This window comes from Autumnicola musiva (assembly GCF_031846585.1).
Classification (GTDB): domain Bacteria; phylum Bacteroidota; class Bacteroidia; order Flavobacteriales; family Flavobacteriaceae; genus Autumnicola; species Autumnicola musiva.
Map to the genome: position 1 here is coordinate 1 of NZ_JAVRHK010000029.1, position 25,493 is coordinate 25,493.

The 25,493-nt window shown below is 35.1% G+C and carries 27 protein-coding genes and 1 pseudogene; 7 read left to right on the forward strand and 21 right to left on the reverse strand.

Annotated elements, in window-relative coordinates; all coding sequences use genetic code 11:
• Positions 1–729: 729 nt before the first annotated feature.
• The 20 genes and pseudogenes from RM539_RS18855 to RM539_RS18950 form a co-directional block, all read right to left on the reverse strand.
• Entirely contained in the window at positions 730–1,641 is a 912-nt protein-coding gene (locus RM539_RS18855; protein ID WP_311504975.1) for a helix-turn-helix domain-containing protein, read from the reverse strand.
• 32 nt (positions 1,642–1,673) lie between these two features.
• A complete protein-coding gene (locus RM539_RS18860; protein ID WP_311504976.1) occupies positions 1,674–2,411 on the reverse strand; it encodes an SDR family oxidoreductase in 738 nt (245 codons plus the stop codon).
• Positions 2,412–2,422: 11 nt separating this feature from the next.
• Positions 2,423–3,325 (reverse strand): NmrA family NAD(P)-binding protein, encoded by a 903-nt coding sequence (locus RM539_RS18865; RefSeq protein ID WP_311504977.1) that lies wholly within the window; start codon positions 3,323–3,325, stop codon positions 2,423–2,425.
• 145 nt (positions 3,326–3,470) lie between these two features.
• Positions 3,471–4,097 (reverse strand): NAD(P)-dependent oxidoreductase, encoded by a 627-nt coding sequence (locus tag RM539_RS18870; protein ID WP_311504978.1) that lies wholly within the window; start codon positions 4,095–4,097, stop codon positions 3,471–3,473.
• A gap of 7 nt (positions 4,098–4,104) precedes the next feature.
• A complete protein-coding gene (locus tag RM539_RS18875; RefSeq protein WP_311504979.1) occupies positions 4,105–4,902 on the reverse strand; it encodes an inositol monophosphatase family protein in 798 nt (265 codons plus the stop codon).
• Between the two features lie 78 nt (positions 4,903–4,980).
• Entirely contained in the window at positions 4,981–5,856 is an 876-nt protein-coding gene (locus tag RM539_RS18880; protein WP_311504980.1) for a helix-turn-helix domain-containing protein, read from the reverse strand.
• Positions 5,857–6,143: 287 nt separating this feature from the next.
• Positions 6,144–6,449 (reverse strand): annotated as a pseudogene (locus RM539_RS20175) (transposase); the annotation flags it as partial.
• Between the two features lie 257 nt (positions 6,450–6,706).
• Positions 6,707–7,018: a hypothetical protein gene (locus RM539_RS18890; RefSeq protein WP_311504982.1), complete on the reverse strand. Its 312-nt coding sequence runs from the start codon at positions 7,016–7,018 to the stop codon at positions 6,707–6,709.
• Between the two features lie 90 nt (positions 7,019–7,108).
• A complete protein-coding gene (locus RM539_RS18895; protein WP_311504983.1) occupies positions 7,109–7,861 on the reverse strand; it encodes a TrkA C-terminal domain-containing protein in 753 nt (250 codons plus the stop codon).
• A gap of 168 nt (positions 7,862–8,029) precedes the next feature.
• Positions 8,030–8,950: a YeiH family protein gene (locus tag RM539_RS18900; RefSeq protein ID WP_311504984.1), complete on the reverse strand. Its 921-nt coding sequence runs from the start codon at positions 8,948–8,950 to the stop codon at positions 8,030–8,032.
• 70 nt (positions 8,951–9,020) lie between these two features.
• Complete coding sequence (locus tag RM539_RS18905) at positions 9,021–9,545, reverse strand: LysR substrate-binding domain-containing protein (RefSeq protein WP_311504985.1); 525 nt, start codon at positions 9,543–9,545, stop codon at positions 9,021–9,023.
• On the reverse strand, positions 9,484–9,906 hold the full coding sequence (locus RM539_RS18910; protein ID WP_311504986.1) for a LysR family transcriptional regulator: 423 nt from the start codon (positions 9,904–9,906) through the stop codon (positions 9,484–9,486). The genes RM539_RS18905 and RM539_RS18910 overlap by 62 nt, the downstream gene beginning before the upstream one ends.
• A gap of 232 nt (positions 9,907–10,138) precedes the next feature.
• Entirely contained in the window at positions 10,139–10,507 is a 369-nt protein-coding gene (locus RM539_RS18915) for a cyclic-phosphate processing receiver domain-containing protein (protein WP_311504987.1), read from the reverse strand.
• Positions 10,508–10,862: 355 nt separating this feature from the next.
• Positions 10,863–11,060 carry a hypothetical protein gene (locus RM539_RS18920; protein ID WP_311504988.1) on the reverse strand — a complete coding sequence of 66 codons (198 nt, stop codon included), beginning with the start codon at positions 11,058–11,060 and terminating at the stop codon, positions 10,863–10,865.
• Positions 11,061–11,194: 134 nt separating this feature from the next.
• A complete protein-coding gene (locus tag RM539_RS18925) occupies positions 11,195–11,605 on the reverse strand; it encodes a hypothetical protein (RefSeq protein WP_311504989.1) in 411 nt (136 codons plus the stop codon).
• Positions 11,574–12,017 (reverse strand): GreA/GreB family elongation factor, encoded by a 444-nt coding sequence (locus RM539_RS18930; RefSeq protein ID WP_311504990.1) that lies wholly within the window; start codon positions 12,015–12,017, stop codon positions 11,574–11,576. The genes RM539_RS18925 and RM539_RS18930 overlap by 32 nt, the downstream gene beginning before the upstream one ends.
• Positions 12,018–12,041: 24 nt before the next feature.
• Positions 12,042–13,322, reverse strand: coding sequence for a Glu/Leu/Phe/Val family dehydrogenase (locus RM539_RS18935; RefSeq protein ID WP_311504991.1), 1,281 nt, complete (start codon positions 13,320–13,322; stop codon positions 12,042–12,044).
• 358 nt (positions 13,323–13,680) lie between these two features.
• Entirely contained in the window at positions 13,681–15,003 is a 1,323-nt protein-coding gene (locus RM539_RS18940; protein WP_311504992.1) for a sigma-54-dependent transcriptional regulator, read from the reverse strand.
• Positions 15,004–15,006: 3 nt separating this feature from the next.
• Positions 15,007–16,104 carry a sensor histidine kinase gene (locus RM539_RS18945; RefSeq protein WP_311504993.1) on the reverse strand — a complete coding sequence of 366 codons (1,098 nt, stop codon included), beginning with the start codon at positions 16,102–16,104 and terminating at the stop codon, positions 15,007–15,009.
• Between the two features lie 19 nt (positions 16,105–16,123).
• Complete coding sequence (locus RM539_RS18950; protein ID WP_311504994.1) at positions 16,124–16,330, reverse strand: hypothetical protein; 207 nt, start codon at positions 16,328–16,330, stop codon at positions 16,124–16,126.
• Positions 16,331–16,709: 379 nt separating this feature from the next.
• On the opposite strand from RM539_RS18950, the gene RM539_RS18955 reads away from it, so the two are divergent.
• Positions 16,710–17,213, forward strand: coding sequence for a hypothetical protein (locus tag RM539_RS18955; protein ID WP_311504995.1), 504 nt, complete (start codon positions 16,710–16,712; stop codon positions 17,211–17,213).
• 136 nt (positions 17,214–17,349) lie between these two features.
• Here RM539_RS18955 and RM539_RS18960 read toward each other — a convergent pair whose 3' ends face one another.
• A complete protein-coding gene (locus RM539_RS18960; RefSeq protein ID WP_311504996.1) occupies positions 17,350–18,633 on the reverse strand; it encodes a chloride channel protein in 1,284 nt (427 codons plus the stop codon).
• Between the two features lie 1,030 nt (positions 18,634–19,663).
• Here RM539_RS18960 and RM539_RS18965 point away from each other — a divergent pair.
• From RM539_RS18965 to RM539_RS18985, 6 genes are all read left to right on the forward strand, one after another.
• Entirely contained in the window at positions 19,664–20,191 is a 528-nt protein-coding gene (locus RM539_RS18965) for a PorP/SprF family type IX secretion system membrane protein (RefSeq protein WP_311504997.1), read from the forward strand.
• Complete coding sequence (locus tag RM539_RS20180) at positions 20,181–20,402, forward strand: type IX secretion system membrane protein PorP/SprF (RefSeq protein WP_432264647.1); 222 nt, start codon at positions 20,181–20,183, stop codon at positions 20,400–20,402. Before RM539_RS18965 ends, RM539_RS20180 begins: the two co-directional genes overlap by 11 nt.
• Before the next feature lie 241 nt (positions 20,403–20,643).
• The gene (locus tag RM539_RS18970) at positions 20,644–21,078 is read left to right on the forward strand and encodes a phage integrase SAM-like domain-containing protein (RefSeq protein WP_349254721.1); all 435 of its coding nucleotides are present in this window, start codon (positions 20,644–20,646) and stop codon (positions 21,076–21,078) included.
• A 685-nt stretch (positions 21,079–21,763) separates the two neighbouring features.
• Positions 21,764–22,888 carry a GAF domain-containing protein gene (locus RM539_RS18975; RefSeq protein ID WP_311504999.1) on the forward strand — a complete coding sequence of 375 codons (1,125 nt, stop codon included), beginning with the start codon at positions 21,764–21,766 and terminating at the stop codon, positions 22,886–22,888.
• A 548-nt stretch (positions 22,889–23,436) separates the two neighbouring features.
• On the forward strand, positions 23,437–23,766 hold the full coding sequence (locus tag RM539_RS18980) for a hypothetical protein (protein WP_311505000.1): 330 nt from the start codon (positions 23,437–23,439) through the stop codon (positions 23,764–23,766).
• A gap of 477 nt (positions 23,767–24,243) precedes the next feature.
• Positions 24,244–25,485, forward strand: a complete 1,242-nt coding sequence (locus RM539_RS18985; RefSeq protein ID WP_311505001.1) for a site-specific integrase — start codon at positions 24,244–24,246, stop codon at positions 25,483–25,485.
• The last annotated feature ends 8 nt before the right edge of the window (positions 25,486–25,493 follow it).

The window sequence follows — 25,493 nt, forward strand, 5'->3', positions numbered from 1 at the left end:
GCTCCTTTGCATAAATGGAACCTTACGATTCAGCAGTTTTATATTAAATTTGGGGACAGGATACCACTGGACATAAACGCCAATTCCTCTGGAGCTAGCCCCAGAGGAATTGAAACATCAGACAGAGTTTAATTTACAGACCCTTATAGTAAAAACTTCGCATTTGTTTCTTTCAGCTCATGACCCTATACAATTTGTTCTCATTAGTTACTATGTATTGATAATTTTATTGTGAAAGTGAATTTAAAAATGAATTACTTCTCAAAGAAATTAAATCCTGCACATATTTGTTCATAGTTAAATTCACGGTAATAAATTGATAATCTGTATTTATTTCTAAAAATAATGAGCGCTTTTCTAATACTTGTATGCGAAAGATTCCATGATTTTTTACATTTAAGCACTATATATAGAAACACTGGAATTAACTTTTTGTGATTAAACTTTTTATCTTGTTTTAAAATTGATAATACTGCACGAAGCTATTCTGTCTTGCAAAACTTATATTTAATACATATCTAAAATCATGAATACTTTTTGAGTTCAATTTCAATAGCGAATAACTCAAAAAACGTTCTAATTGTGATATGATATTCTTATTATCCTTATTTGGATATACTGGTGATGCTGACCCCTCAAGGATTTTGGTCATCGAGAATTCCAAAAATTATTGGCTTGTGCAACGGTTACCATTGTTAGCTGTAGTGGCTTTGTTTCTATGCTGTCGATTTAATTAAAAGACTGTCTAAATTCCAATGGTGAAAGGTTCGTTTTTGTTTTAAAAAGTTTGCTAAATGATTGTGAATGTTCAAAACCCAACTCATAGGCAATTTCGCTTACAGTCAAATTTGTAGTCGATAATTTTTCCTTTGCTTTTTCAATAAGTTTACTATGAATGTATTGTTGTGCACTTTGCCCAATCAAAGAACGTAAAAGGTCGCTTAAATAACTTGGTGAAATATTTAATTGTTCGGCAAGAAATTGTACAGTCGGAATTCCTTGGATTAATGATTTTTCGTAATTGAAAGAATCATCTAAAACTACTTCCAACTTTTGTAACAAGTCGTTATTTACTGCTTTTCGGGTAATGAATTGTCTCTTGTAAAAGCGATTGCTATAATTTAGCAATAATTCTATTTGTGAAATAATTACATCTTGACTAAAATCATCAATTCTGTTTTGTAACTCTTCGTCAATTATTTTAAAAATCGAAAATATGATTTCCTTTTCTTTCTCCGAAATATGTAATGCCTCATTAGCTGAATACCCAAAAAATCCAAACTGCTTGATTTTTTTTGCCAATGGATAGCTTAACAAAAAATCGGGGTGAATTAGTAATAAATAACCCGTACTTGGATTATGGTTTAATTCAAAAATTTGATTTGGTGCGGTGTAAACCAATCCGCCTTCTCCAAAATCATAATAATTCTGTCCATATTTTGCTTGTCCACAGAGGTCTGATTTATAAGAAATTTTGTAAAAGTTAAGTATAAAAGAATTACCTAATTCTTTAGGCAATATTTTTATGTTCTTAATATCTGTAAAACTTATCATCGGGTGCAATGGTTTTGATAAGCCAAGCACCCGATGCAAGTCGGATAAAGATTGAAATATTTGAAAATTATTTCCTGCTTTTTTCATATTATAAATTTACAAAATATTTAGCTTGCCTTCTACCAAGGACATTCACCTGTTTCGGGATTATATTCTTCGCTAATGAATTTTCCCGATGGGCCATCTTCGCCAATTGTGGCATATTTTGCAATACGAGTTCCTGCTTCTTGGACCGTTCCAGTGCCACGATGCCCATTAAAATCGGTTGCCACAAATCCTGGGCAAACAGCATTCACTTTAAAATTTGCATTCTTCAATTCATAAGCCAATGCAATGGTGTACATATTCATAGCTGCCTTTGACGGTGCATACACAGCAGATTTATGGTCATAATATTTCCAAGTTGGGTCGCTGTGCAAAGCTAAAGAGCAACCACTTGATGATACATTTACAATACGAGGCTGTTCTGATTGACGCAATAAATCTACAAATGCTTGGGTAACTCTCACCACGCCATACAAGTTCGTGTTAAACACATTTTGCAATTGGTCTATAGTTGTACTTAATGCTTCCTGTGGCATTCCGCCATTAATACCCGCATTGTTTATGAGTGTATCCAATACACCTGTCTTTTTACCCACTTCAATTCTAGCTTCATCTACCGAAACAGAATCATTTACATCCATTTTAATAAATTCTAAATTTGTTAGCCCTTCACTTTTCAATTTTTCTATGGCAAGATTTCCCCTTTCGATGCTACGACAACCTAAATAAACATAATATCCTTGTTGCAATAGTTGTCGAGCTGTTTCAAAGCCAATGCTTTTGTTGGCGCCTGTAATTAATACTTTCTTCATTGTTTTTAAATTTATTGGTTATAAACTGATGCAAATTCCTTGGCAAAATCTTTCATTTTTACCTTGCCGAAGTCTGGTTTATTTTTATAAAAATCTTCGTATAAAGTACCACTTCCTTGTGCGGCTTGCATTTCTATAAAGCCTTTGGCAACCCATTCATTCATACCTGATGCAAGCACATCATTTAGTAGTTGTTCAGCCGGAACTGCCTGCCATTTTAAGTCTTTATTTCCTATTGCTTCGCCTAAAATTGTAGCTACTTCATTTGGCGATACTTCATCACTTGCTATATAGCGAAAGTTTCTGCCATCAAAAGGTTTTTCCATTTCTTCTGCAATAGCATCTGCAATATCTAACGGTGAAACCCACGGCTCTTTTTTGTCGCCACCATAACTTTGCATAATAACTCCATCGGTCTTGATGCTTTCCATAAATCGGAAAATGTTAGGATAAAATGCGACAGGTCGCATAAATTTGATGGACACATTAGCTGGTAATTGATTCATAATTTCCTCAACACCATTATAAACTGAAAGGCTACCAATACCCTCTTTAGTATGTGCTCCTATGCTACTTAAATGCACCACTTTTTTTACGCCCGACCGCTCTACGGCTTGTTTATATTTGTTGGCGATGTTTCTAAATTCAATAGGAAAATTGATGTTTTTATTGAAGAGGTGACCTATGGCATCCCAAGCTATCATCAGGTAAACAACATCAGCACCTTTAAATGTTGTACTTAAAAAATCAACATCCTGCATACTGCCGATTGCTGCTTTTGCCCCAAGAGTTTCGATTGCTTTTTGTCTTTCGGCTTTACTGCCAATAACGGTTACCGAATGCCCGTTTTTGACTAAACTTTGTGTTAGTGGCTTTCCAATACGACCCAATGAGCCTGTTAATACAATTTTCATATTTCTCTTTTTTTAATTATGAAATACAAAGATCGTATGGATGATTTTGCTGAATGTGTTCTAATTTAGGGTTTCTGTAGTCAAAATGTGAATTTAATCAAAATGGTTTTATACCCTTTTATTGTGTTTTCGTTCTTTCCTAATTTTAGCTCGTTAATGCAACATAATTGTGAATGAACTCTGGTTTTTCCGCCTCTGATAATAAAAAATGGGCGACATCTTTTCTTGAAATTCTATTTACCTTCATACCTTTTTCAAGCTCAGGCAATACTTTATACGATTTGGTTAACGTTCTGTTTGTGAGCATTCCAGGTCTAACTATTTCCCATTTTATTGAACTTTTTGCAAGTAACTCTTCCATTAAGGTTTTATTAATGTATTGCTCTTTTAGGAAAAACTTGATAGCAATACGCATAAAAAAATTCAAATAATTACTACTCTTTCCTGAACCAAAACCTGTAATCGTAATAACTGGTGAGGTGAAATTCATTTCATCTGTAGCCTGAATTATTGCATTTGCTATTTCAGAAAATAAGGTTACATTTTTTTTGTTTTTTGTGCCAACTGTTATTAAAACTGCATCTTTATTTTTTATGGTTTGTTTCAAGTCTGATACAGAAGTTGCACTCCCATTTATTTTAGTTAATAATTTATGATTAGGAATTGTTGAAGTATCTCTGGAAAGAGCCGTTGTTTTATGACCTTTATCTAAGGCTTGAATTACGGTTTGTAACCCAATACCTCCTCCAGCACCTATGATTGCTATTTTCATTGTTTTGTTAATTTGTTTGTAAATACCTTTGTGCTGTTTCTTTTTTTGCAATTAATAAACTTTCGCTACCCCAATGCCAAGAATTTCCATTCGTTGTTAATATTTCTGCTCCTGCTTCCTTCGCAATTAGTATTCCCGCAAGCCAATTATATGTGTCAAGGTCTTCTTGAATAAACAAATCAATTCTTCCTGCACCTACGTAGGCCAATTGTAAACCGTGCGGACCAAAGTTTCTTACAACTCCAAAATTTTCAAGCAAATTCGTAATTGTCGGACCTGTTTTTTGAATTAAGTTGTTCGTTGATTTGTCTTGGTGTCCATATTCAAAAACAGCTATCATTGACGCAAAATCTGTTTTGTTGCTAAGTGTAATTTTTTTATCATTCATAAAAGCTCCCTCGCCATCTTTTGCCCAAAATAATTCATCAGATAGTGGATCATAGATTACAGAAAAGTGAAGTTTTCCGTTTCGGATAAGCGCTAAATTTATAGTCCATCCGGGAATATGCTGTAAATACTGAATGGCACCGTCCATTGAATCACAAATCCAATATTCTGGCATTTCAGCCGGTTTTCTTTGTGCATCTGTGTCAAACTCGTCTCCGATTATCCATGGTGTACTGGGGAATTCAGATGCTAATCTTTTTTTTAAAGATGAGACAACGAACTTATCAATGTCATCCATTTTTTTTAATAGCTCCTCCATATTTTGAGGAATAGCATCCTGTTTGTATTCATTTAAAAAAATATCTCCTACTTTTTTAACCGATTGATTGATTTTTTTAACATTAATTTCTTGTTGCATAATAATAACTTTTTGTTACCATACAAAAGTAGAAAGGTATATACGTTTAGAATAGGCTCAAAGAATGAAAGGATAGTCCTAATTACGGAATTGTTTTCTAAATTGAAGTGGGGTGAAGCTTGTAATTTTCTTAAATAGTTTCCCAAAATAGACAGGGTCTTCGTAGCCCACTTCGTAACCAATTTCTTTTACACTACTATCTGTAAAATATAATAAGCGTTTTGCTTCAAGGATTGAGATGTTTTGAATATGATTAGAAACAGAACTTTGGGTCAGTTCTTTTATGGTGTCATTAAGATGTGATACGGAAATAGAAAGTTCAGAAGCATATTGCGATGGGCTTTTCCATTTTTTAAAATTTACTTTTAATAATTTTTTAAATTCTTGTTCAATGATGTATCCACGCTTTTCTTTTGTGCTGATTTTCCCTTTGTCTTTTTCGGTTTCCTTAATGATTAAACAAAGTAGAGAATTGATTAAAAACAAAATAGATTTACTAGTATAAATATCACCAGAGGTTATTTGCAGTTGGTTCCCTAATTCCAAAATAGTATTAAAGTGTTCAATATTTTCTTTATTCTTTAGTGATATTGGCGAAGTCCATTTTGTTTCCAAATAGGTTTGAAATTCAGATTCCAAAATAAATTCTTCAATTCCAATAGCCCACCCATCTACATTTTTTGATTCTACAAGTTGATGTACCTGATTAGGTTCTATTTTCAGTATAAATGGTGCCATTAATTTTACATCTTCAAAGTCAATTTTGAAAAAGAACGAACCTTCAAAAGCAAATAGTAGAAGATAGTGGTCATCTCTATGTGGTTTAGAGATATTGTGGTGATCAGCTTTTTTTTGAATATTGGTTATTAAAACCCCTGCTTTTGCATTTGGTGCAAGAGTAAATTGTTTGATATGCTGGTTTTTGCTTTTCAATTTGTCAAACACAAAGTTCATATGATTAAATTTTCAACTTTCGTATTCAAAATGAGAATGAAATCAAAATATTAAGAATAAGTTTTAGTTTCTTACCATTACAGCTAACGGCAGTCTGTCTAATGACCTTGTTTATTTTGGCAATTAAAGACCAACATAGGCTTTTTTAATAAAGGCTATAAAATGACGCATAAATGTTGTTGGCATTTAAAAAGTGTATGCGGTTTTAAAATCATCCTGTGTGCAGCTATGAAGGCAAAATTACAAAGGGAGATGGTCTCTAGTAAGCTATTCCACGCTTTTTTACCCAGAAGGTTCAAGATCCGTTTGAGATTGTAGGCTGTAAAGATAAGGCCCACATCGGCCGAGGCTCTTTTCCTGCCTTTTTTTGGAAGGATGTGGTCAAAGCCCCATTGCCGTTTGATGGTTCCAAAAGGATGCTCTACAATGGCTTGCCTTTGGCGGTACAATTCAGGATCAGCCTCCATATTTCGTTTGTTTTCCTGGTAGACTGAAGTATATATATTCCTGGCTAGTACCCTTCCATTTTTAGCGGTGGTACAGAGTTCCCGCACAGGACATCCTTTACATGCTTTTGTTTTATACTGTTTAAATCTGGACTCATTAGATTCGCAAATGGCCATTGCAATACTTCCTGAAAACATTTTTTTCTTAAAGGTTTTATTTTAGGTATAGAAAAGCCCTAATTTCTCCGGGCTTAAATACTAAATTATCAAATTCCATTAATCTTCCCATTCATTTATTACGGAACCTGATTCATTAAAGATCACAATCTTCTCTTCAGTCCAACCTTTTTCAAGTTCAATTTCGAAGATTTTCTTACTTCCTTCTTCTGTCATTTCTATAGAATCTATTTTATAACCGAAATATTTATCTTTAATGGTGTTGGCAATGCACCAGGCAGTTCGTTTTCTCCAATTTCTTTTTCCAACTTAATTCTTTTGCCATTCTTTGAATACCATATTTGATGATCGTTTCGGTCCATATCGAACTCAACCTTATAGTTCTCACCTTCCATCTCCCATTCAACATCTTTAACGTTCGAATATTCATTTTCAAACCGAGACATTAATTCTAAAGGAATTTCATTCTTCGCTAAATCTTGAGCACTTACCCCTGCAGTTGCAATTAGTGCAAGTGCCGCTACTTTCATACTTTTCATAATTTTTATATTTTTAGTTGTTACAAATAAAAGCATGAAAACTGGAAAAAATTGGGAATAAAAATTTGGCGAACACTCTCCCGAAAAATACTATTCTCTCTGTTCTTTTTTTCGTTGATTCTCTTTTTTCACATACTCTTTATGTTGAATATCCCCCTCCAGGTACCTAGATCTGTTATAGATGTTTTCAAAAACCTCCGCTTTTCCATAAAGTGTAATTAAGTCACCTGGAAGTATTTTTGAATTTCCCGAGGGGGAGCCTAAATAATCTTTGCCCTGGCGATCTATTCCAAGCACGGTGATGCCTTCCTTTCTTAAATCCAGTTCTATTAAGGTCTTATTGGCCAGCCAGCTATCTGCTTCTACTCTTTTTTCACTTACATGGTAATTATCATGCAAATGCAGAACCGCGGCATAATCCTGGACATTGATGTCGGTATATTTTTGGAGCATCCTGTTGATTATTTTTGAGAGGCCACGATCTACCCAGTCACTTCTAATGGCCCACCAAAGAAAGCCAAGTCCGCCTACAATAATAAGGAGGCCGTAAAGTTTAGAAGTCAAAGTATCGGGAAGTACAAAAGTGAGGATTAAAGAAGACATGGCCGTTACAATCCCAGCATTTCCAATCAACATTAAGGTGTACACAATTTTTCTACGAACCGGATGGTTCATTATTTTCTCAGATTCGGAAGTGCTAAAACCTGTCCCTGTATATGCCGAACGTGCCTGAAATCGTGCGCTTTGAGTAGACAAACCAGTATGAGCAAGGGCGATGGACGCTATCCTGGTAATAAGAGCAGATAAAGTAATGATTAGGAATAAGGTAATAGCAGCAATCATAAGCGTTATTTAAAATAACCAAAAATTTCAAAATAAGATACAAAACAACTCAGGAGCCTGAAGCTTCAATATTATTAAAATTGAGCTAAATTTATTATGGACGTTTTTTCAGAAAAGCGTACGGCTAAATAGTTTCAATCTGACTCTATGTTCTATGTTTATTCCGGATTAATTCAGAACAAATAACAGCGAAATTACTGAGATAAATATCCAGAGCATTATACCGAAAACAAAAGTTCTGGTGCCGGTTTCTTTAACATCGTTTATGGAAAGCGTGGTACCCACCAGGAAAAGAGTAACAATGAGCAGGCGTTTTGAAATTCCGGTTATACTTTGCGTAAGCGCAGCGGGTAAATTTAAATAAGTGTTCAGGAGAATAGCCACAATAAAAAACAGAATAAACCAGGGAACTTTTATTCTTTCATCTTTATTTTTAAATAAAAACGTGGAGATTATAGAAACCGGAATGATCCAGAGGGTTCGAGCCAATTTTACCGTAGTGGCCACCCTTAATGCTTCTTCGCCATAATCCAGCGCTGCACCAATAACCGAGCTGGTATCGTGAATGGCCACGGCAGCCCATAAGCCAAACTGCTGCTGCGTCATATTAAAAAAGTGGCCGATGGCAGGAAAGATGAATAGGGCTACAGAATTCAGTAGAAACACCACCCCTAATGCGAGAGAGATTATCTGGGGATTTGCTTTTATAACCGGGGAAACTGCAGCGATAGCACTCCCACCACAAATGGAGGTGCCCGAAGAGATAAGGTGCCCCAACTTTTTTTCTATTTTGAGGAATCTGGCAAGGAAAAATCCTGAAATTAAGGTGGCCGAAATTGTAATAACTGTCAAGGTAAAACCTTCTTTTCCCGTTTTTATAGTTTCCATCAGGTACATCCCAAAACCAAGGCCCACTACAGAAATTTTCAAGAGGTACTGAATGGTTTTACCGGTAAATTTTTCAAAAGGTTTGCCTAAGAAAAAAGTGAAGAGGAAGCCGAGGATTAGTGCGACCGGACTGTTAATATATCCACTTAGACATAGCAGGATCAAGAGAACATATAAAATATTTATCATTGTTGTTTTCATCGCATCTTTTATTTTGTACAAAGGACGCGTGAATCAGCAGTTTTTGCGCGAAACAATTAATGATGGGCCATTACTTTTGGTTATACTGTTCCAGGAACAGGTTTTGAATTTTTTGATTGGTTTTGGACTGAAAACCCTGCCGGGACATAAAATAGAACCAACGATTAATGCTGAACCCATCAATTTCAATTATACGCAGTTGATTTTCCAATAACTGATGGCTGATAGCGTGAATAGATAAAAATGCGAAATGACTGGAATAGGTGAGGTAAGATTTAATACTTTCAGTACTTCCTAAAACAGAAGTGATTTTCAGGGAATGGATTTCCTGTTTTGCCAAGGCATTTTTGATAACCTCCTGGGTGCCGGAACCCGGTTCCCTCTCCACGAAGGGCAGGTGTTTTATTTGCTCAATATTAATCGTGTCTTGAATTTCTTTATTATTGGCATTGGTGACCAATACCAGTTCATCTTTCACAAATTTTTCGTAATGCAACCGTGTGTCATGGTTTTCCCCTTCCACAATCCCGAAATCAATTTGACCGGATCGCACTAGCTCCTGGATTTTTCCCGTATTTCCGCAAATTAGATTCATCCTGAAATTGGGGTATTTTTTTTTTAAGACCGGCAGTTATTCTTGGAACTATATATTGACCTATAGTAGTACTTGCTCCCAACTTCACAGAAGAAGGCAAACTGTTAGTGAAAGAACTAAACGCATTGGACATTTCAGCATAAATGTTAATTAGTTTATCCGTATAATCCAGAAATAAATGGCCTTCAGGCGTAAGTTCTTTATGATTTCCCTTCCGCTCAAAAAATGCTTTTCCATATTCCTGCTCAAGGTTTTTGATGGTTTTGGATACCGCAGGCTGGGAGATAAAAAGATTTTTGGCAGTTTTCGTGAAACTTTTGGTGAGTGCTACTTCTTTAAACACTTTCAATTTATGGTCCATTCCATAAAAATAATGCTTCTATTGTCATCAACTTATTTTAGTGTCAAAATTTCTAATTCCAAAATTAAACACCATTTCGTTCCCAGAATTTCCTAGAATCTTTAGAAATAAAACTCTCTTGTGGCAGAGCCGTATTCTTTACGCTTTTTAAAGCTCTTCAGAAGCAAATTAAGGAACTTTGAAAGACTTAGTAGAAAACTGCAATTATATTTACAGCGGTTGAAAAACAATCTTAACTGGACTTAACATGAAAGTCAACTCTTTGAGGCCTCTGAACAAAACTTCTAAGGAGCTTGTTTATATTTGCTTTTTGCAGAGGGTTAGTACATTGTGAAGCCCATAATGGAAGTGATAATTGATTCTCCTGGCAATATTTTATTAACCATTTTGCACAATCATATCCGTTGGGACTGCTATCGCCGAGATCATGATCGAAACAAATAGCATCTGGCAAGCCATTTTTCTGAATCCAATTTCTAAATTCCATCATGTTTTTTACCCAGACTACCTCTACTTCCCTACCAATGGGACTAAATGCCAGCCAGTCCATCCGGGTGTCCATTGGATTTAGCTTATCATCAAGCCATAAAAGTGTTTTCAATGTTTTATTTTTGTGATCCAATGGCTTTTTTGCCAATTTTGGTCTTTCACTCAATATAATTTCTTTTCGAGCAACAGGACTCCAGAATAGAAATGAACTAAGTTTTTTCAAAATTGACAATTTCATGCTAACAAATATTTCAAATCTATTCTTCAATTTTCTGCCTGTACAATTAAATATTCCAATTATCAATGATTTCGGTCAAGAATAGCGTTTTTCTTTGCAGATGAATTCTTAGATAGTTCTGCATGTTCAGTTCCAATTCTGAATGAAAAACTGAATGCCGGATTTAGGTTATCAGTTAATTTGTGATTGCATCATAAGAACAGCCTTAAACCATTTCAGGTTGAGGGTTTTAATCGTTATGTGTATCCTCCACGCCCTGGAAGCGTGTGACCATAAATACTAAAAGGAAAAAAATGCTTACAAGAAAAATAACGGTCGTTTTGTTCTCCTCCCAAATCCTAAAATATAAATCTTTATGCAGGTAAAGGGATCGAACTATGATTCCTGATAATACCAGGCCCAGACTTTTGAAAAGTTTATTTTTCATAATAATAATTTTTAAAGACCAGATAGTCCGATACTTGTTGCTGAAAAATTAATCTTCTCTAAAAAGGAAGGATTTCTCGAACTATCTGGATCAATTAAGACAAAACACAATCCTGTATACCTGAAACAAGAAATTTATTTGTTATCAATTTCCAAATAAGTGAAAGCTGATTCCTTTAAATTTCTGATTTCATCAAAATGTTTTTCCAGCTTATTTTTTAACAGTAGATGAGATTTTAAAAACTCATGATCACATTGTACATCATCACATTCCTCTACCTGAGGTAATTTCCATTGATAATGTATACAGGTTTCCAGATGAAATTCATTAATCTCCCTGAGGTCCTGAAATTGCTTCAACAGGTAATTAGCGTCTACAGTATTAAATTTTGTTTTTTCAATTAAAGAAGATCTTAGTAAAGAAAGATAAAATTCAATTTCTGAAACGTAAAACTCCAACTGCGTTCTCCAAAGCTTGCTGTCATTCTCCATACTCATTTTTTGAATTTCCTCTTCACTGTGATGTTCCTGAATGTTGCTTATCATAATGCTTGGGATTTAAAATGTAATCTTCCTGTGCCACCTTTATTATGTCTATAGTACTATCTCCTCCCGGAAATTGCCATTCTATAGCATCGCCTTCAGCATACCCAAAAAGAGCGAGTCCCATGGGAGCCAATATGGAAATTTTATTATTCCTTAAGTCACTTTTGTCTGGCGTAACAAGTTGATAAGTTTTTTCTACCGCAAAAGGGGTCTGGATGGTGACGATAGAATTTAATCTTATCACATCGTCAGGCATTTTATTCCTTGAAACAATTTTAGCTGCCTTTAATTCTTCATTTAATTTATATATGGAAGCCTTATAAGTAGTATCCTTATAATATTTAGCCAAGGACATAAGTTGTCTTAAAAACTCATATTCCTTTTTTTCTACAATTAATTCTCCGTATTTCATATCTATATTTATTTGTCAATATTGTTAAGGAAAAATACCCCTTTGTTTATACGCTGTTTCAATTCGGGAAATGGCAAGAATAAATGCTGCAGTTCTCCAATCTATATTTCGCTGCTTCACTTCAGAATGAATCTTGTGAAAGTTCTCAGTAATTTTTTTCTCAATTTTAGCCATTACCTCTTCAAGCTGCCACATCTCTCCGTTTCGATTCTGTAGCCATTCAAGGTAACTTCCTATCACTCCCCCCGAATTGCAGAAAATATCAGGTAGTATAGTAACACCATTTTTCAGCAGGATTTGCTCTCCATTATTGTCGGTTGGGCCATTTGCTCCTTCAGCCACTATTGAAGCTTTAATTTTGAAGGCATTATCTGCGGTGATTTGGTTTCCTAAAGCTGCGGGAATTACAATATCACAGTCCAGATCAAAAAAATCTTCTGCACTTATTTCCACCGCGTCCGAAAATCCTTTAATGGAACCTTTCCTGGGTTCACAATGTTGTGCCAGGGCCTCAGGATCAATTCCATTTTCATCGAATAGCGTGGCATGGGCATCCTGCACGGCAATTAATTTGCCCCCTTCTTTAGAAATAAAATGGGATGCCCAGTATCCAACATTACCAAAACCCTGGACTATAAATTTTTTATCCCTTAAATTTTCTCCTTTAGTTTCCAGCAGGAGTTTTATACTAAGGTACACCCCAAAACCGGTAGCCCTATCTCTACCTTCCAATCCCCCCGAGCCTACCGGTTTCCCGGTAACTACATGTTGGTTATGAGAACGTTCAGAAGTAGATATAGTAGACATATAGGTGTCCGCAATCCAGGCCATTGTTTGAGCATTGGTATTCACATCTGGTGCCGGGATATCATGTTCCGGGCCTATGTTTTCACCTAAAGCATAAGTAAAGCGCCTGGTAATCCGTTCTAATTCTGAATCAGAATACTTTCTAGGATCAATCTTTATTCCTCCTTTAGCTCCTCCATAGGGAAGTCCTGCGAGTGAAGTTTTCCAGGTCATCCACATAGCCAGGGCCTTTGCTGCATCCATATCTACGGTATCATGATAACGTAAGCCTCCCTTATATGGCCCTAATGCATTATTGTGCTGTACCCGGTAACCGGTAAAGATTTCCACTTCCCCGTTATCCATTTTAACAGGAAAATGAACAACGATTTCGTTGTTGGTAATTCCCAGGATTTTCCTAATGTTCGGGTTTAAATCAATGAGGTCCGCAGTTTTATTGAACTGGTTCATCACCGTAGTGGACATTGATTGTTTATTAACTTCTTTAGTATTAAGCATATATAGTTTTATTGAAAATGTTCACAAAATAATTTTCTATTCTCTTTCCAGGTGCAGTATTTACGATGATCGCAATTAAAGCATAAGCCTTTTAGCATCTCCTGGGGAAGCCGCTGTTGGTCTGTATGATTTGGACTTGCAGCTATTGCTTTTTCCTTAGTTAAATCCATATTTCATAAGTTTATTTTTTCTTGCTAGCTAAAAGACAAAGCTTATGCCCAAAAAAATATAAAACAGGGCTTAAATCTTAAATTGCTAAAATTCAGAGGTTTATGTTGTAATTAAAATAATTAAGCAATAGAGAATCCGGGGAGAAATGCCCCGGCAGGAGAGAAATGCTCCAGTTGAAAAAAAAGAATTATTTCAGCTTATTTCTAAGAGTTTTTCGATCTATCTGTAAAATTTCGGCAGCCTTGGTTTTATTGTTATCCACCTTGGATAAGACCTTGGATATATGCTCTTTTTCAACCTCATGAAGCGGTTTTAACAGCTCATCTGTTGTAGGTAAGGAATACTTAAGATGCCCGGGAAGATGATGTACATCAATTAGCTTTTCACTCATTATGATAATCCGCTGTACCACATTTTCTAATTCCCGCACATTGCCCGGCCAATCGTAACGTTGTAAAATTTCAGATGCCTTTTCGGTTATACTAACGTTAGATTTGCCGTATTCAGCGGCATATTTTTTTAAAAAGTTTTGAACTAAAAACGGGATATCCTCTTTATGCTCTCGTAAAGGAGGGGTGTTAATGTTTACCACATTTAACCTGTAATAAAGATCTTCCCTAAAACTACCATTTTGAACCATTTGAAGCAAGTCGTTATTGGTGGCAGCAACAATGCGGATTTCTATCTTTTGTGCTTTCTGTTCTCCAATTCGGCGTACTTCTTTTTCCTGAAGCACACGTAATAACCTGGTCTGAATGGATGGTGAGGCTGTACCGATTTCATCTAAAAAAATAGTTCCCCCCGAAGCGGCCTGAAAGAACCCCTGGCGGTTTTCGTTGGCCCCGGTAAATGCTCCTTTTTTATATCCAAATAGTTCCGATTCCAGCAATTCTTCAGGAATAGCACCACAATTAACCGCTATAAAAGGATTTGCCGCAAAGGCACCCTTATAATGTATGGCACGTGCTACCAGCTCTTTGCCGGTTCCACTTTCTCCCTGGATGAGCACGGTTGCACGATTATTTTTAACCCTTTCTATAAGATCAATCAATTGTTCAATTTTCTCAGATTGCCCTACGATACCGGCATATACCATTGATTTTACCTCTGTTCGCTTCTGATCCTCAGAATGAAAAGATTTTTTAGGAAGGGATTTTTCCACGGCTCTTTTAAGTTCCTCTGCAGTGAAAGGCTTCACCAAGTAATCCAGTGCTCCTGATTTGATTGCACTTAAAGCGCCATCTACAGAAGGGTACCCGGTTATCACCAATTTTGGAACGTTGGAAAAATGTTCTTCTACATATTTTATTAATTCCATACCGCCAATACCTGGCATTTGTAAATCAGTAATAAGCAGGTCGACCGCGTTAAACTTTAAAATATTGATTGCTTCAATAACTGATGCGGCTTTGTAGGCATGAAAATGGAGATCCTGAAGCTGGCGTTGCAACAATTCCAACATATCATAATCATCATCCACGATGAGGATATTTGCATTTTTTAATGCCATAGCTTAACTTTTCAAAGGAAGTGTAACCTGGAATACCGTACCTCTGGGTTTATTATCAAAAGTAATGATTTCTCCACGATGACTTTTTACAATTCCGTGCACCACGCTTAATCCCAAACCGGAACCCTCGCCTACAGGTTTAGTGCTAAAGAAAGGCTCAAAAACTTTCGATATAATATCGGCCGAAATTCCCGGCCCCTCATCTTTTATTTCCAATTGGAAATTATTTTTTGTGCTAGAAACTCTAATAAAAATAGTAGTCTTTTTTGGAGAAACGTAAATAGCATTGATAAGAAGGTTGAATAACACCTGGGTAAATTGAATGGCATCTATTTGTGCCTCCAGTTCCGGATTGTCAATTTCGAACCGGTAAATAATTTCGGCCTTTTTAAAATTTGGACTCAGTAATGCCAGCGCCTGGTCAATTGCAGGTTTTATTTTAATAAATTCCCTGTGCTGGGGCATTTCGCAGGCAAAAAACATTAATTTTTTTACCACCTCTCTTGAATAGATGGCTGCTTTAATAATTTTTTCGATGTCTTTCCGGGTTTGGCTTTCTTTAGAACTGGATTTTATAAGTTCTGCAAACCCAAGAATATTGCCAAGAGGGGTATTGAGCTCATGAGCTATACCGGCAGTAATTTCTCCTAAAATAGAAAGCCGGTCATTGCGTTCTGCACCTCTTTTTAAAAGTTCTTCTTTTTTTATTATTTCCCTGCGCTCAAAAAACTCACTGATTTCAATTGCAATTTTATCCAGAAGTTTTTGTTCTTCCTTTAAAAAATGAGCCTCGCTTAACTTTTCGATATCATACGAAACTCTTATAAAACCTTTAATTTCATTAAATGATAAAATATCACTTTGTTGAAAAATAGAATTTTCTGGAGAGTCTGAAGTTAAAATATTAAAATCCTCAAATTCTAATCTCACAATCACATGATCTGGATATAACCAGGCTTGTTTTGTGATTTTACAAATTTCTTCCAATGTTTCCATAATGGAATCGGAATGTTTGCGAATAGCAGATGATACTTCATATAGACAGGAAAGTTCCTTTACCCGCTCTTTAAGCTTCCTGGATATGGAGATTTCAGGTGGCATTTAAACACTATTTGATTCGTTAAAGGTCTGGAATTTCTATCATTTTCCCGTTTTTTGATTTTCCTAAAATCACTACGTCCTTACTTTCCTTGTATTCTTCAATGGCAAGCAGGAGTTGTTCCTTAGTATCCCTCCGGATTTTAACACCGGTTCTCTGGTTTTTATTTCTAACCTCAATATAATAACCATCCCTTAAATCTTTTGTTTTTGTAGAAGGTCTTCCCATTTTATAATTATATATATATTTCCAATGATCTGAGTTGAAATAAGGTAGGCAGAAAAATAAAATCTACCGCCTATTAACAGTTTTCCTACAGATAGTCTTTCTTTTTTAATAATGGCTTCGCATTCATTATAATTTGCCTCTGTGACGTGTTCACTCCAGTCCGAAGATACATTTTTTAAGACAGCATCCTTACACGATTATTGATTTTTAAACGCTCATAATGGATATTTCAAAAAGTTTAAAATTAAAAATCGGATGTAAATGAGAAATTTTCGCACCTTGGATATTTAAGATATTTTAGTAGCTTTACTTTTCAAATATTTACAATTATTCCTGGCCTTACAGGCGTATTTCAGGTTCTAATATAACGGCAATCTTTATGAACATAGCTCAGTATCCTGAAATTATTGATAACAGATATCAATCGGGAATTCCAAGGGAACATTCCTACCGCACTGATCCTGAAAATCTTATTCGCCATCTTTTCCCAATTATTGACGTAACCAACGAACCCGCAAACATAACCGATTGTGGGAACCCCGATTATGTCCTGACCAAGTGGAAAATTCCCATTGGGTATATTGAATCCAAAGATGTTGGGAAAGATCTAAATTCTAAAACCTATAAAGAGCAGTTTACGCTCTACCGCAACGCGCTTGATAATTTAATTATTACCGATTATTTGTGGTTTCAGTTTTTTCAAAATGGTAAAATGGTTCACGAAATAAAGATCGCTGAAATAGAAAACGATAAAATTATACCCAATCCCGAAAATTTCGAGCAGTTTGAAAACCTGATCAAAGATTTTTGCAGCTTTATTGGGCAAACCATTAAATCGGCAAAAATGGCTGAAAGACCGCAAAGACCGGGAATTAAAATTTGAAGACATTTTGCACTACCAAAAAATAATTGTCACGCTCACCGCGACGGATAGATTGATGAAGGAAATTGATAAGATAGGCACATAGTTTCACTCAGTTTTAGATTAGAAACAATTGTTCAATCTGCCTAAAACCTCCTCATTTAATTTCAAAAGAAAGATTTTTCTTTTTTCTATCATAGGTATACACCGTATAATCACACAGAAATTTGGCAGTTTGCTTTGCAATAAATACTCCAATTAAGATGGGAATAAAGAGCACGAAACCTCCACCGACTAGATTACAGGTAAGAAATAATGCTGTTAATGGCGCATGGATTGCAGCACTTAACATTGCTGCGGCTCCTATTAATGCAAAATTGATTATAATAAGTTGAGTACCTAAAAAATGATTGCAGAGCAAAGCCACTGTAATTCCTAAAAAGGCTCCCGTAATGATACTCGGAGCAAATACACCGCCGTCCCCACCGGCACCCAAAGTTAATGAAGCAGCCAAAGGTTTCAGTAGAACCAAAATACACAAAGTAATCACTGTGCTAAATGAAATGTCCCCATGATCTAATGATGATATGAGTGGATTGAGTGCGTGATAGCTGTCTCCATATAGAGCAGGAAAAAAGTAAATCACAATTCCTACCAATATCGCAGCGGTAATTACCCGTAAGAATTTATTTTTAATTCCTCCAAATGATCCCTTAATAAAGATTACACTTTTAGTGAAATACACAGCAACCATACCTGCCAGGATGCTAAGTCCAATCATAAAAGGAATTGCTTTAGCAGCGTAATGAGAAACCGAAAGATCGAAAATCGGTTGATCATCGAGAATAATGACAAAACTCCAAGCTATAAGTACTGAAATAGCACAACTGATAATCATGGTTTTGGTCACTTTCCTGGATATTACTTCTATAGAAAACAAGAACCCCGCAATAGGACTCCCAAATAATATGGCGATTCCTGCAGCAACCCCTGCACAAATCAATTCGGCTTTGTAGATATTTGCAACAGAATCCTTCTTATAGACCGAAGCGCCCAAAGCGGCAGTAGCTACTACGGTTGAAACTTCTATACCCGTGGAGCCACCAAAAATCACTGTAAAGAACCCATTGATGTAATGAGAAGGCACTTTATAAAAAGGCAGTTCTTCCTTACGATGCTCCAGTGTTTGAAATATTTCTTTTATTCCCTTATTCTTTTTACCCCTAAAGAAGTACTTCCGGGAAAAGTAAATCAATGCGATACCTACAATGGGTGCAGCCACATATAGTATAGGAATTTCCCGAAACTGGTCCAGCAAAAATTCTTCGACAAAAGCGGTTATTTTCTTCAAGGTATATCCTAATACCGTTGCCAATATACCTACCACAACTGAACCTAAAAGAAGGCTGTAATAGCCTTTTTTTATAATTTTCTTTTTCATAAACCAGTCTTCCTAAAGTTTAATCGGGTAAAGTTAAAATGAAAATGGGGGGAAATAAAACAAAATTTAAAATAAGACCTCGTTCTTAGTTATTCCACTGCCGCATATCGTGCATGTTTTTGTGAAGTACAGAAGATAAAATTACCACAAATAAAATTGAAAAAGGGAAAATCATGTTTTATTCCTGCGTAAAGGCGGAATGATGCCAGCCTGGTCTTTTTTTTAAATCAGTATAGTAATTCAGGAAAGCCAATCAATATTATCTGCGCGGAGATTGCTTTAGTACTTTTGCAGACCAAGAGCGTAATCGGGAGCGTTTTTAAAACATAGTCAAATCGAGAAGGTGTTGTTTACAAAAATAGTGGAGCGATGATTATTATTTGTTGCGCAGAAAGTACAAATTCTGTAGTTCCTGAACTTCAATACGAAATGAGCATCAAATTAAGATGTTTTAATTTATATACCATTAATTGAATTTGATTTTAACTACTATGAAATGTTGTTATTTCTAGTTAAAACACAAGAGAGGTATATCCTGCCCATGCAATTCAAGTTCTAAAAATAAAACAATGTGGACTATATGGGGACTGAATAATCTATTTAAAATAAATTTAAAAACATAAATCACTGATTTACAGTGCTTTATGTGTGGTTAGAATTAAAAAGTGAACGATATGGTACAGAATTCGAATCAATTAATAAACGATTTAAAGCTTTTAGCGGATATGCTGGCTGCTTAATTACTAATGGGGTAAAAACTCCTAAGAATTTATGAAGAAAATTTTATTTTCGCCAAACCCTTTCAATATTGAGTATGTCTCCACTGAATATATGAGAAAAAATAATTTTTTTTTCACCCTGTTTTGGTTTTCACTCGTTAATAAAGTATAAACTGGTTTATTTGAAAACAAACACCCCATTAATTCTAATTTAAAACAATAAAACCTGGGAAATTTTTACAAAATTCTGTTAACATTCTTTTTAAGCTTCACAATTTATTCTTGTATTGAAGAAGGATTACAAATAGTAGATGATAAGAAAGCAGTGGCTTAGCTTCAGTTCGCCCCTGAATGGTAATAAGATGGGGATTGGTCTTAATCTTTTCCATGATAAGATTGGTCCTTCTTCTTATAAATCTTTTGCCGCCGTTTACGCCTATAATATTAAGGTGAACCGTAACATTATTCTGGCATTGGGAGTAAATGCCGGAGGTTCTTTATTGGATATTGACCTTACGCAGGGAAGCTTTGAAAATCCTTCTGATAATGCGAATATCACTCTCGACAATAAATTTTATGCGAGGGTGGGTGCTGGAGCCCTTCTTTCCTCAGATTCATGGTTTTTAGTATTATCAGTTCCTAACTTCTTTAAGGAAGATTTCTATGACGATAAGATCATGAATGTTGTGGCAGATAAGTTGCAATTTAATGTTTTGGCCGGTTATATGTTTCCACTCAACAGGAACAGGGATTTGATCTTCAGGCCTTCAGTTCTGGCTCATATCGTGGAAGGGAATCATATCACTCTCAATACCAACGCCAATTTTTTTGCTTTATGACAGGCTGAGTTTTGGGCTGGGTTACCGTTATAACGAATCTATTAGCGGGATGGCAGGTTTCCAAGTCTTTAACGGATTCTTAGTAGGCTATTCCTATGATTTCGCTATCAATGAATTTGGGAATTATCATAACGGATCCCATGAGACCGTTATCAAATTTAAATTCAATAAGAACAATTTCGGATATCAGAAAGCATTGAATTCTTTCTGATATCAAGTTTTTTTTAGGAAATAGCTGCTTCCGGAATTATCTGGAGGCAACTATTTATTCCAAATGAGGATTTAATCCTCTAATTCATATCTTATAAAAGATTAGCGATTAAACACGTAATTATTATTGTCACAATGTATTAAATGTCATGTGTTTAATTTTAACATTCTTGGAATAAATATAACTTGACAATTGTGATCTTCTGCAATTGGTAATTAAATGGCTTTTTACATCTTCTTCTGTGTGTGGTTCTAAATCTTTGTTGGATTATGATAATGACAATCAACATTATACTTTACTTTATCTTCTAGATTATCATAATCAAAAAACATCCGGTGTCTTTAAGTATAGAGCCATGAAGAATTCAAGGACTACAGAGAATTACCTGAAGAAGAACCTGAAAAAACAACATCGTACTTCAGATATCTATTTAAAACAGATCGAGTACCAGTTAGGCATTGAAAGTTATCTTCGGTCCTTATCTTTACTCTTCAGCATGATGGAAATAATGAAGCACATGGAGCGGTTGGAGAAGCTGATGCGACTGGCGGAACATCTGAACTGGATTGAAAAGAACCCCACCCTATCCTGTATCATTAATAAAAAACATCCAAAAATTGACGGCACAGAAAAGTTGTTGCCGGTTTATTATAAACAGAAAGCTAATCAAACCTAAAGGAAATCGCCCAAAAAAGCAAAGATCCGGAAAATGCTTAGTTTCATGCTGTCAGACATACCTTTGCCACAACGGTGACCCTGGCTAATTGAGTATCAATTGAAACGATATCCAAACTATTAACACCTACAAAAATTATCGACAACTTAGATTTATGCAAGGGTAAATGTTTTAAAAATAGCCAAGGATGTTGATTTATTAAAATTAAAACTAGAAAATAGAATATATTAAAAGAAATAAACCCATTACTGATATTACTATGCTAATAATGAGCATTTGACTATGCACTTTTAACCTCTCCATATTAAAATTTTTAAACACAAATGTATATTTTTTTACTTAACAAAATTTAAATAGGTTTCAAATGTCCCTCAAAAAGCTGATCGAAGCTTTAGGGAGAAGAGGATAATGTATAACTAAATCATCATTATTTTAAATCCAGTTTGTTCTATTACAAATGAAAGGCTTTGAAGATAATTCTTGAATACAAAATAGCTGTAGCTAACAAAAAGTAACTCAAAATTATATGAAAATTTGCCTTGATGGAATTTTCACATGATTGAGGTGCTGTAAATAAAAATAAGTGGGTCAACTATAAAATGTAGGAATTATTTTCTATTTTGTTTTATTGAAAATCGATATATGACTAATTATTCAGCTGTACTGCTTTTTATTTTTGATATAAATGGAAGAAGAAGAAAGAATTCAAGATTTAATTGATTATAAAATACTGGATACTCCTCCTGAGATAGAATTAGATGAATTAGCTAAAATTGCTTCCTTAATTATCGGAACACCAATTTCATTGGTTACAATGATTGATAAGAACCGACAATGGTTTAAATCCAATATTGGTTTAGATACAGCGGAAACCACGAGAGAAGATTCATTTTGTCAACACTCATTTCATAAGCCCAAAGAAGTACTTGTGGTCAATGATTCTCATGAGGATATTCGTTTTAAAAATAATCCTTTAGTTACAGGTAATCCTAATATTAGGTTTTACGCTGGTGCACCCTTAGAAACACCTTCCGGAAACGTATTGGGCACCTTGTGTGTAATCGATACAAAGCCTAGGTCCATTACAGAAAATCAAAAAGAAGCACTGCAGTTATTGGCGAAAAAAGCAATGGACCATCTTAATTCTAGAAAAACTATATATCAACAGCAAGAGACAATAGAAAAAAGTGCGCAAAAACTTAAAAGAATTATCGATTTAGCACCAGGTGTCGTTTTTCAGTTTAAGATGAATAGAAAAAAAGAATATTTTTTCGATTTCATTAGTAAAGGCATTGAGAATTTTCATCCAGATTTAATTTATGATGAAATTAAAGCTATTCCACATAAGTTACTAAACTATATTCATCCCTCAGATTTGCTGTTATTTAAAAAAAATATTGTTCGATCTTCTCAAAAACAGGAAACATGGTCTGTTGTTTTTAGAATAGTTGGTAAAGCTAATCGAATAACGTGGTATAAGGGTAAAGCTAACCCCGAAAAATTGCCGAATGGAGATATAGTCTGGTATGGTACTTTTCAGAATATATCCAATCAGATAGAATACGAAAATGTTCTGGAAGAAATAGCTTTTGACATATCCCATGTTTTAAGAAGACCAGTGACCTCTCTCTTGGGACTAACTTCCCTGTTCGAAATGGATGAAGAGATCAGTAGAAAAGAACTCAATGAATACCTCCATAATATACATCTCGTTTCGGAAGAACTTGATGATTTTACCAGACGCCTCAATAAAACATATGAAAATAAAAAAAAGGTTTATAATTTGGATTTACAGAAACTTGAATTATAGTAAAAACTTCGCATTTGTTTCTTTCAGCTCATGACCCTATACCATTTGTTCTCATTAGTTTCTATGTATTGAGAAATTTATTGTGAAAGTGAATTTAAAAATGAATTACTTCTTAACAGAAGTTAAAATCCTAAACTACGGATTTATAATCAGGGTGATTATTGATATGCAAGTAAATTAGCCGCTTTGTAGAAAGAATGGTAAAACGTTGCAAATATAATTCATGCCATATAAGAAGACTTCACACATACTATTCTGCACCAGAAAAATCTTTTAAATGTAAAGCAAGAACTATCCATTGATGGCCTTCACAATCCTGAACAATTTAGTTACCATTATGAATACAAAAAATTTGACAATACAAAAATATGATACGTCAACTCTCTATTTTTATTTTCATTGCTGCTACCACGTGCTTAGGTTGTAAAAATCATAAGGCGGATTCTGTAGGACATAAAGTGAAGCAAGAGAGTAAAGAGTAATAAGACGAGTAAACTCAAAATACATTTAGTAACTGAAAAATGACTTTTAAACAAGACTCCGTTGTGATGTCGTTTACAGTAATTAATGATAACGATAGAGTGCAGCAATTCTGGAAATGGGAAACCCCCTTTGAACCACGAGTAGGAAAATACATGGAAGTCACTGATGAACAGGGGAACAAGGCAGCCTTTAAGGGAGCCATGGCCAGGAGAGTGATGCCCCCACCTCCTGAAAGCTATATCGAAGTACCACCACATGATAGTGTAAAGACAACCTTCAATATTGCAAAAAACTATTGTATTAAAAGCAGACGATATACCGTCAAATACAGTGGAGGAGGTGTCAGCGAACTTGAAGCAGGAAACGCATTAAAAATCACCGTTCGCGACCTATAACTGCAGTTTTTGTACATAACATGAGTAAAAGCTTCTAGAATACTTACAAAAAATATAAATTTCAGAATCATCATAAAAATGGGCAAACCAGCAGTGAAGGATTTATAGAAATTAATCCTAAAGTTGCTACGGAAAGAATCCCGATGGACCCGTCTCAAGTTGGAGTCTTAACAGTTTGGGCTAAACAGCCAATTGCTCACAATTTACAGGATAGATTTCAGCGGCTTTTAAGAGAAGCCTTAGTATTTCCTGCCACCCCGACGAACCTTATCGAAAAAAGGACTAAAACACTGTTAATCACTTGATTTTCAGTGTTTTTTGTTTTTAATGATATCATCTGATATCCTATGAATTCATCCATTTCAGTGAATGATTCGGTGAATACTTTTTTTCCAACAATTCACTATCTTAGAAGAACATTTCGGTTGATTTGACTTTCGTCTTTGTAACTATTGTTTCATTTAAAAGACGTTCGAAATGCAAGAATTTACAACCTTTTCCGTGCTTTTCTTTACCAGAAAACTGAACCGGAATTCAAATGATTTATCCATCTATGCCAGGATTACCGTAAATGGGAAATGTTCTGAAATGAGTCTCAAAAGAAAGACTTCAGTGAATGAATGGGATAATTCCAAAGGAAGACTTAAAGGAACTACGTCCAGAATTAAAAAACTAAACAGCTATCTGGACCAGGTGTATTCTCAACTTTTGGATACCCATAAGAAGCTTTTGGACAAAGATAAACTTATTACTGCTGCCAATATTAAAGCCTCTTATTCAGGCTTAGATGAAGATCATAAAACCATCAAAGACATCGTAACTTATCACAATGATAAAATGAAAGATGTTCTCAAATGGGGAACGCTTAAAAACTACCGTACCACCGCAAAATATCTTGAAGAATTTTTAAAGAAGAAAAAGAAAACCGATAACGTTTACCTGAAGCATATCAATTACCAGTTCATCACTGAGTTTGAAATGTTCCTTAGAAGCTACAGCCCTAAGAAAGCTAGAAAAACTTGTGGAACTAACGGCACTATGAAGCACCTGGAACGGCTAAAGAAATTACTAAACCTGGCCATAAAATTAGAATGGCTGGAGAAAAATCCGTTTAAGAGCTACAGCTTTAAGTTTGAAAAGAATGATCGGCAATTCCTAACGGAAAGAGAACTGCATATATTAGAAGACACGGTCTTCACCAGTGCTTCCCTTGAACGAATAAAGGATATGTTTTTATTTTCCTGCTATTCCGGCTTAACTTATATAGAACTTAAAGAACTAACCACTGATAATCTTGTGAAAGGGATGGATGGTAAAGACTGGATTTATACCAAACGAGAAAAAACACAGCAGTCTGTAAAAGTTCCGCTGCTAAATCCTGCAAAAAAAATCATTAAAAAATATAAGGAACATCCGGTAAAAGAATCGAATGAAGTTTTTCCGGTTATATCCAACCAGAAAACCAATAAATATCTGAAAGAGGTCATGGATTCTATCGGCATTAGAAAGAAAATTACGTTTCACTCTGCAAGGCATACTTTTGCAACTGTTGTAACTCTTTCCAATGGAGTACCTATTGAAACGGTTTCAAAATTATTAGGTCACACAAAACTTTCTACAACACAAATCTATGCAAGGGTATTAGAAAATAAATTGAGCTCAGATATCAGTAAATTGGATCAAATAATAGGAGAAAAAAGAAAGTTTACTAATAGTTAAATTATTTA

Excerpts from the sequence above, each read along its gene's own strand:
- RM539_RS18855 (WP_311504975.1), bottom strand. The coding sequence starts at position 1,641 with ATGAAAAAAGCAGGAAATAATTTTCAAATATTTCAATCTTTATCCGAC.
- RM539_RS18860 (WP_311504976.1), bottom strand. The coding sequence starts at position 2,411 with ATGAAGAAAGTATTAATTACAGGCGCCAACAAAAGCATTGGCTTTGAA.
- RM539_RS18865 (WP_311504977.1), bottom strand. The coding sequence starts at position 3,325 with ATGAAAATTGTATTAACAGGCTCATTGGGTCGTATTGGAAAGCCACTA.
- RM539_RS18870 (WP_311504978.1), bottom strand. The coding sequence starts at position 4,097 with ATGAAAATAGCAATCATAGGTGCTGGAGGAGGTATTGGGTTACAAACC.
- RM539_RS18875 (WP_311504979.1), bottom strand. The coding sequence starts at position 4,902 with ATGCAACAAGAAATTAATGTTAAAAAAATCAATCAATCGGTTAAAAAA.
- RM539_RS18880 (WP_311504980.1), bottom strand. The coding sequence starts at position 5,856 with ATGAACTTTGTGTTTGACAAATTGAAAAGCAAAAACCAGCATATCAAA.
- RM539_RS18890 (WP_311504982.1), bottom strand. The coding sequence starts at position 7,018 with ATGAAAAGTATGAAAGTAGCGGCACTTGCACTAATTGCAACTGCAGGG.
- RM539_RS18895 (WP_311504983.1), bottom strand. The coding sequence starts at position 7,861 with ATGATTGCTGCTATTACCTTATTCCTAATCATTACTTTATCTGCTCTT.
- RM539_RS18900 (WP_311504984.1), bottom strand. The coding sequence starts at position 8,950 with ATGAAAACAACAATGATAAATATTTTATATGTTCTCTTGATCCTGCTA.
- RM539_RS18905 (WP_311504985.1), bottom strand. The coding sequence starts at position 9,545 with ATGAATCTAATTTGCGGAAATACGGGAAAAATCCAGGAGCTAGTGCGA.
- RM539_RS18910 (WP_311504986.1), bottom strand. The coding sequence starts at position 9,906 with ATGGACCATAAATTGAAAGTGTTTAAAGAAGTAGCACTCACCAAAAGT.
- RM539_RS18920 (WP_311504988.1), bottom strand. The coding sequence starts at position 11,060 with ATGAAAAATAAACTTTTCAAAAGTCTGGGCCTGGTATTATCAGGAATC.
- RM539_RS18925 (WP_311504989.1), bottom strand. The coding sequence starts at position 11,605 with ATGATAAGCAACATTCAGGAACATCACAGTGAAGAGGAAATTCAAAAA.
- RM539_RS18930 (WP_311504990.1), bottom strand. The coding sequence starts at position 12,017 with ATGAAATACGGAGAATTAATTGTAGAAAAAAAGGAATATGAGTTTTTA.
- RM539_RS18935 (WP_311504991.1), bottom strand. The coding sequence starts at position 13,322 with ATGCTTAATACTAAAGAAGTTAATAAACAATCAATGTCCACTACGGTG.
- RM539_RS18940 (WP_311504992.1), bottom strand. The coding sequence starts at position 15,003 with ATGGCATTAAAAAATGCAAATATCCTCATCGTGGATGATGATTATGAT.
- RM539_RS18945 (WP_311504993.1), bottom strand. The coding sequence starts at position 16,104 with ATGCCACCTGAAATCTCCATATCCAGGAAGCTTAAAGAGCGGGTAAAG.
- RM539_RS18950 (WP_311504994.1), bottom strand. The coding sequence starts at position 16,330 with ATGGGAAGACCTTCTACAAAAACAAAAGATTTAAGGGATGGTTATTAT.
- RM539_RS18955 (WP_311504995.1), top strand. The coding sequence starts at position 16,710 with ATGAACATAGCTCAGTATCCTGAAATTATTGATAACAGATATCAATCG.
- RM539_RS18960 (WP_311504996.1), bottom strand. The coding sequence starts at position 18,633 with ATGAAAAAGAAAATTATAAAAAAAGGCTATTACAGCCTTCTTTTAGGT.
- RM539_RS18965 (WP_311504997.1), top strand. The coding sequence starts at position 19,664 with ATGATAAGAAAGCAGTGGCTTAGCTTCAGTTCGCCCCTGAATGGTAAT.
- RM539_RS18975 (WP_311504999.1), top strand. The coding sequence starts at position 21,764 with ATGGAAGAAGAAGAAAGAATTCAAGATTTAATTGATTATAAAATACTG.
- RM539_RS18980 (WP_311505000.1), top strand. The coding sequence starts at position 23,437 with ATGTCGTTTACAGTAATTAATGATAACGATAGAGTGCAGCAATTCTGG.
- RM539_RS18985 (WP_311505001.1), top strand. The coding sequence starts at position 24,244 with ATGCAAGAATTTACAACCTTTTCCGTGCTTTTCTTTACCAGAAAACTG.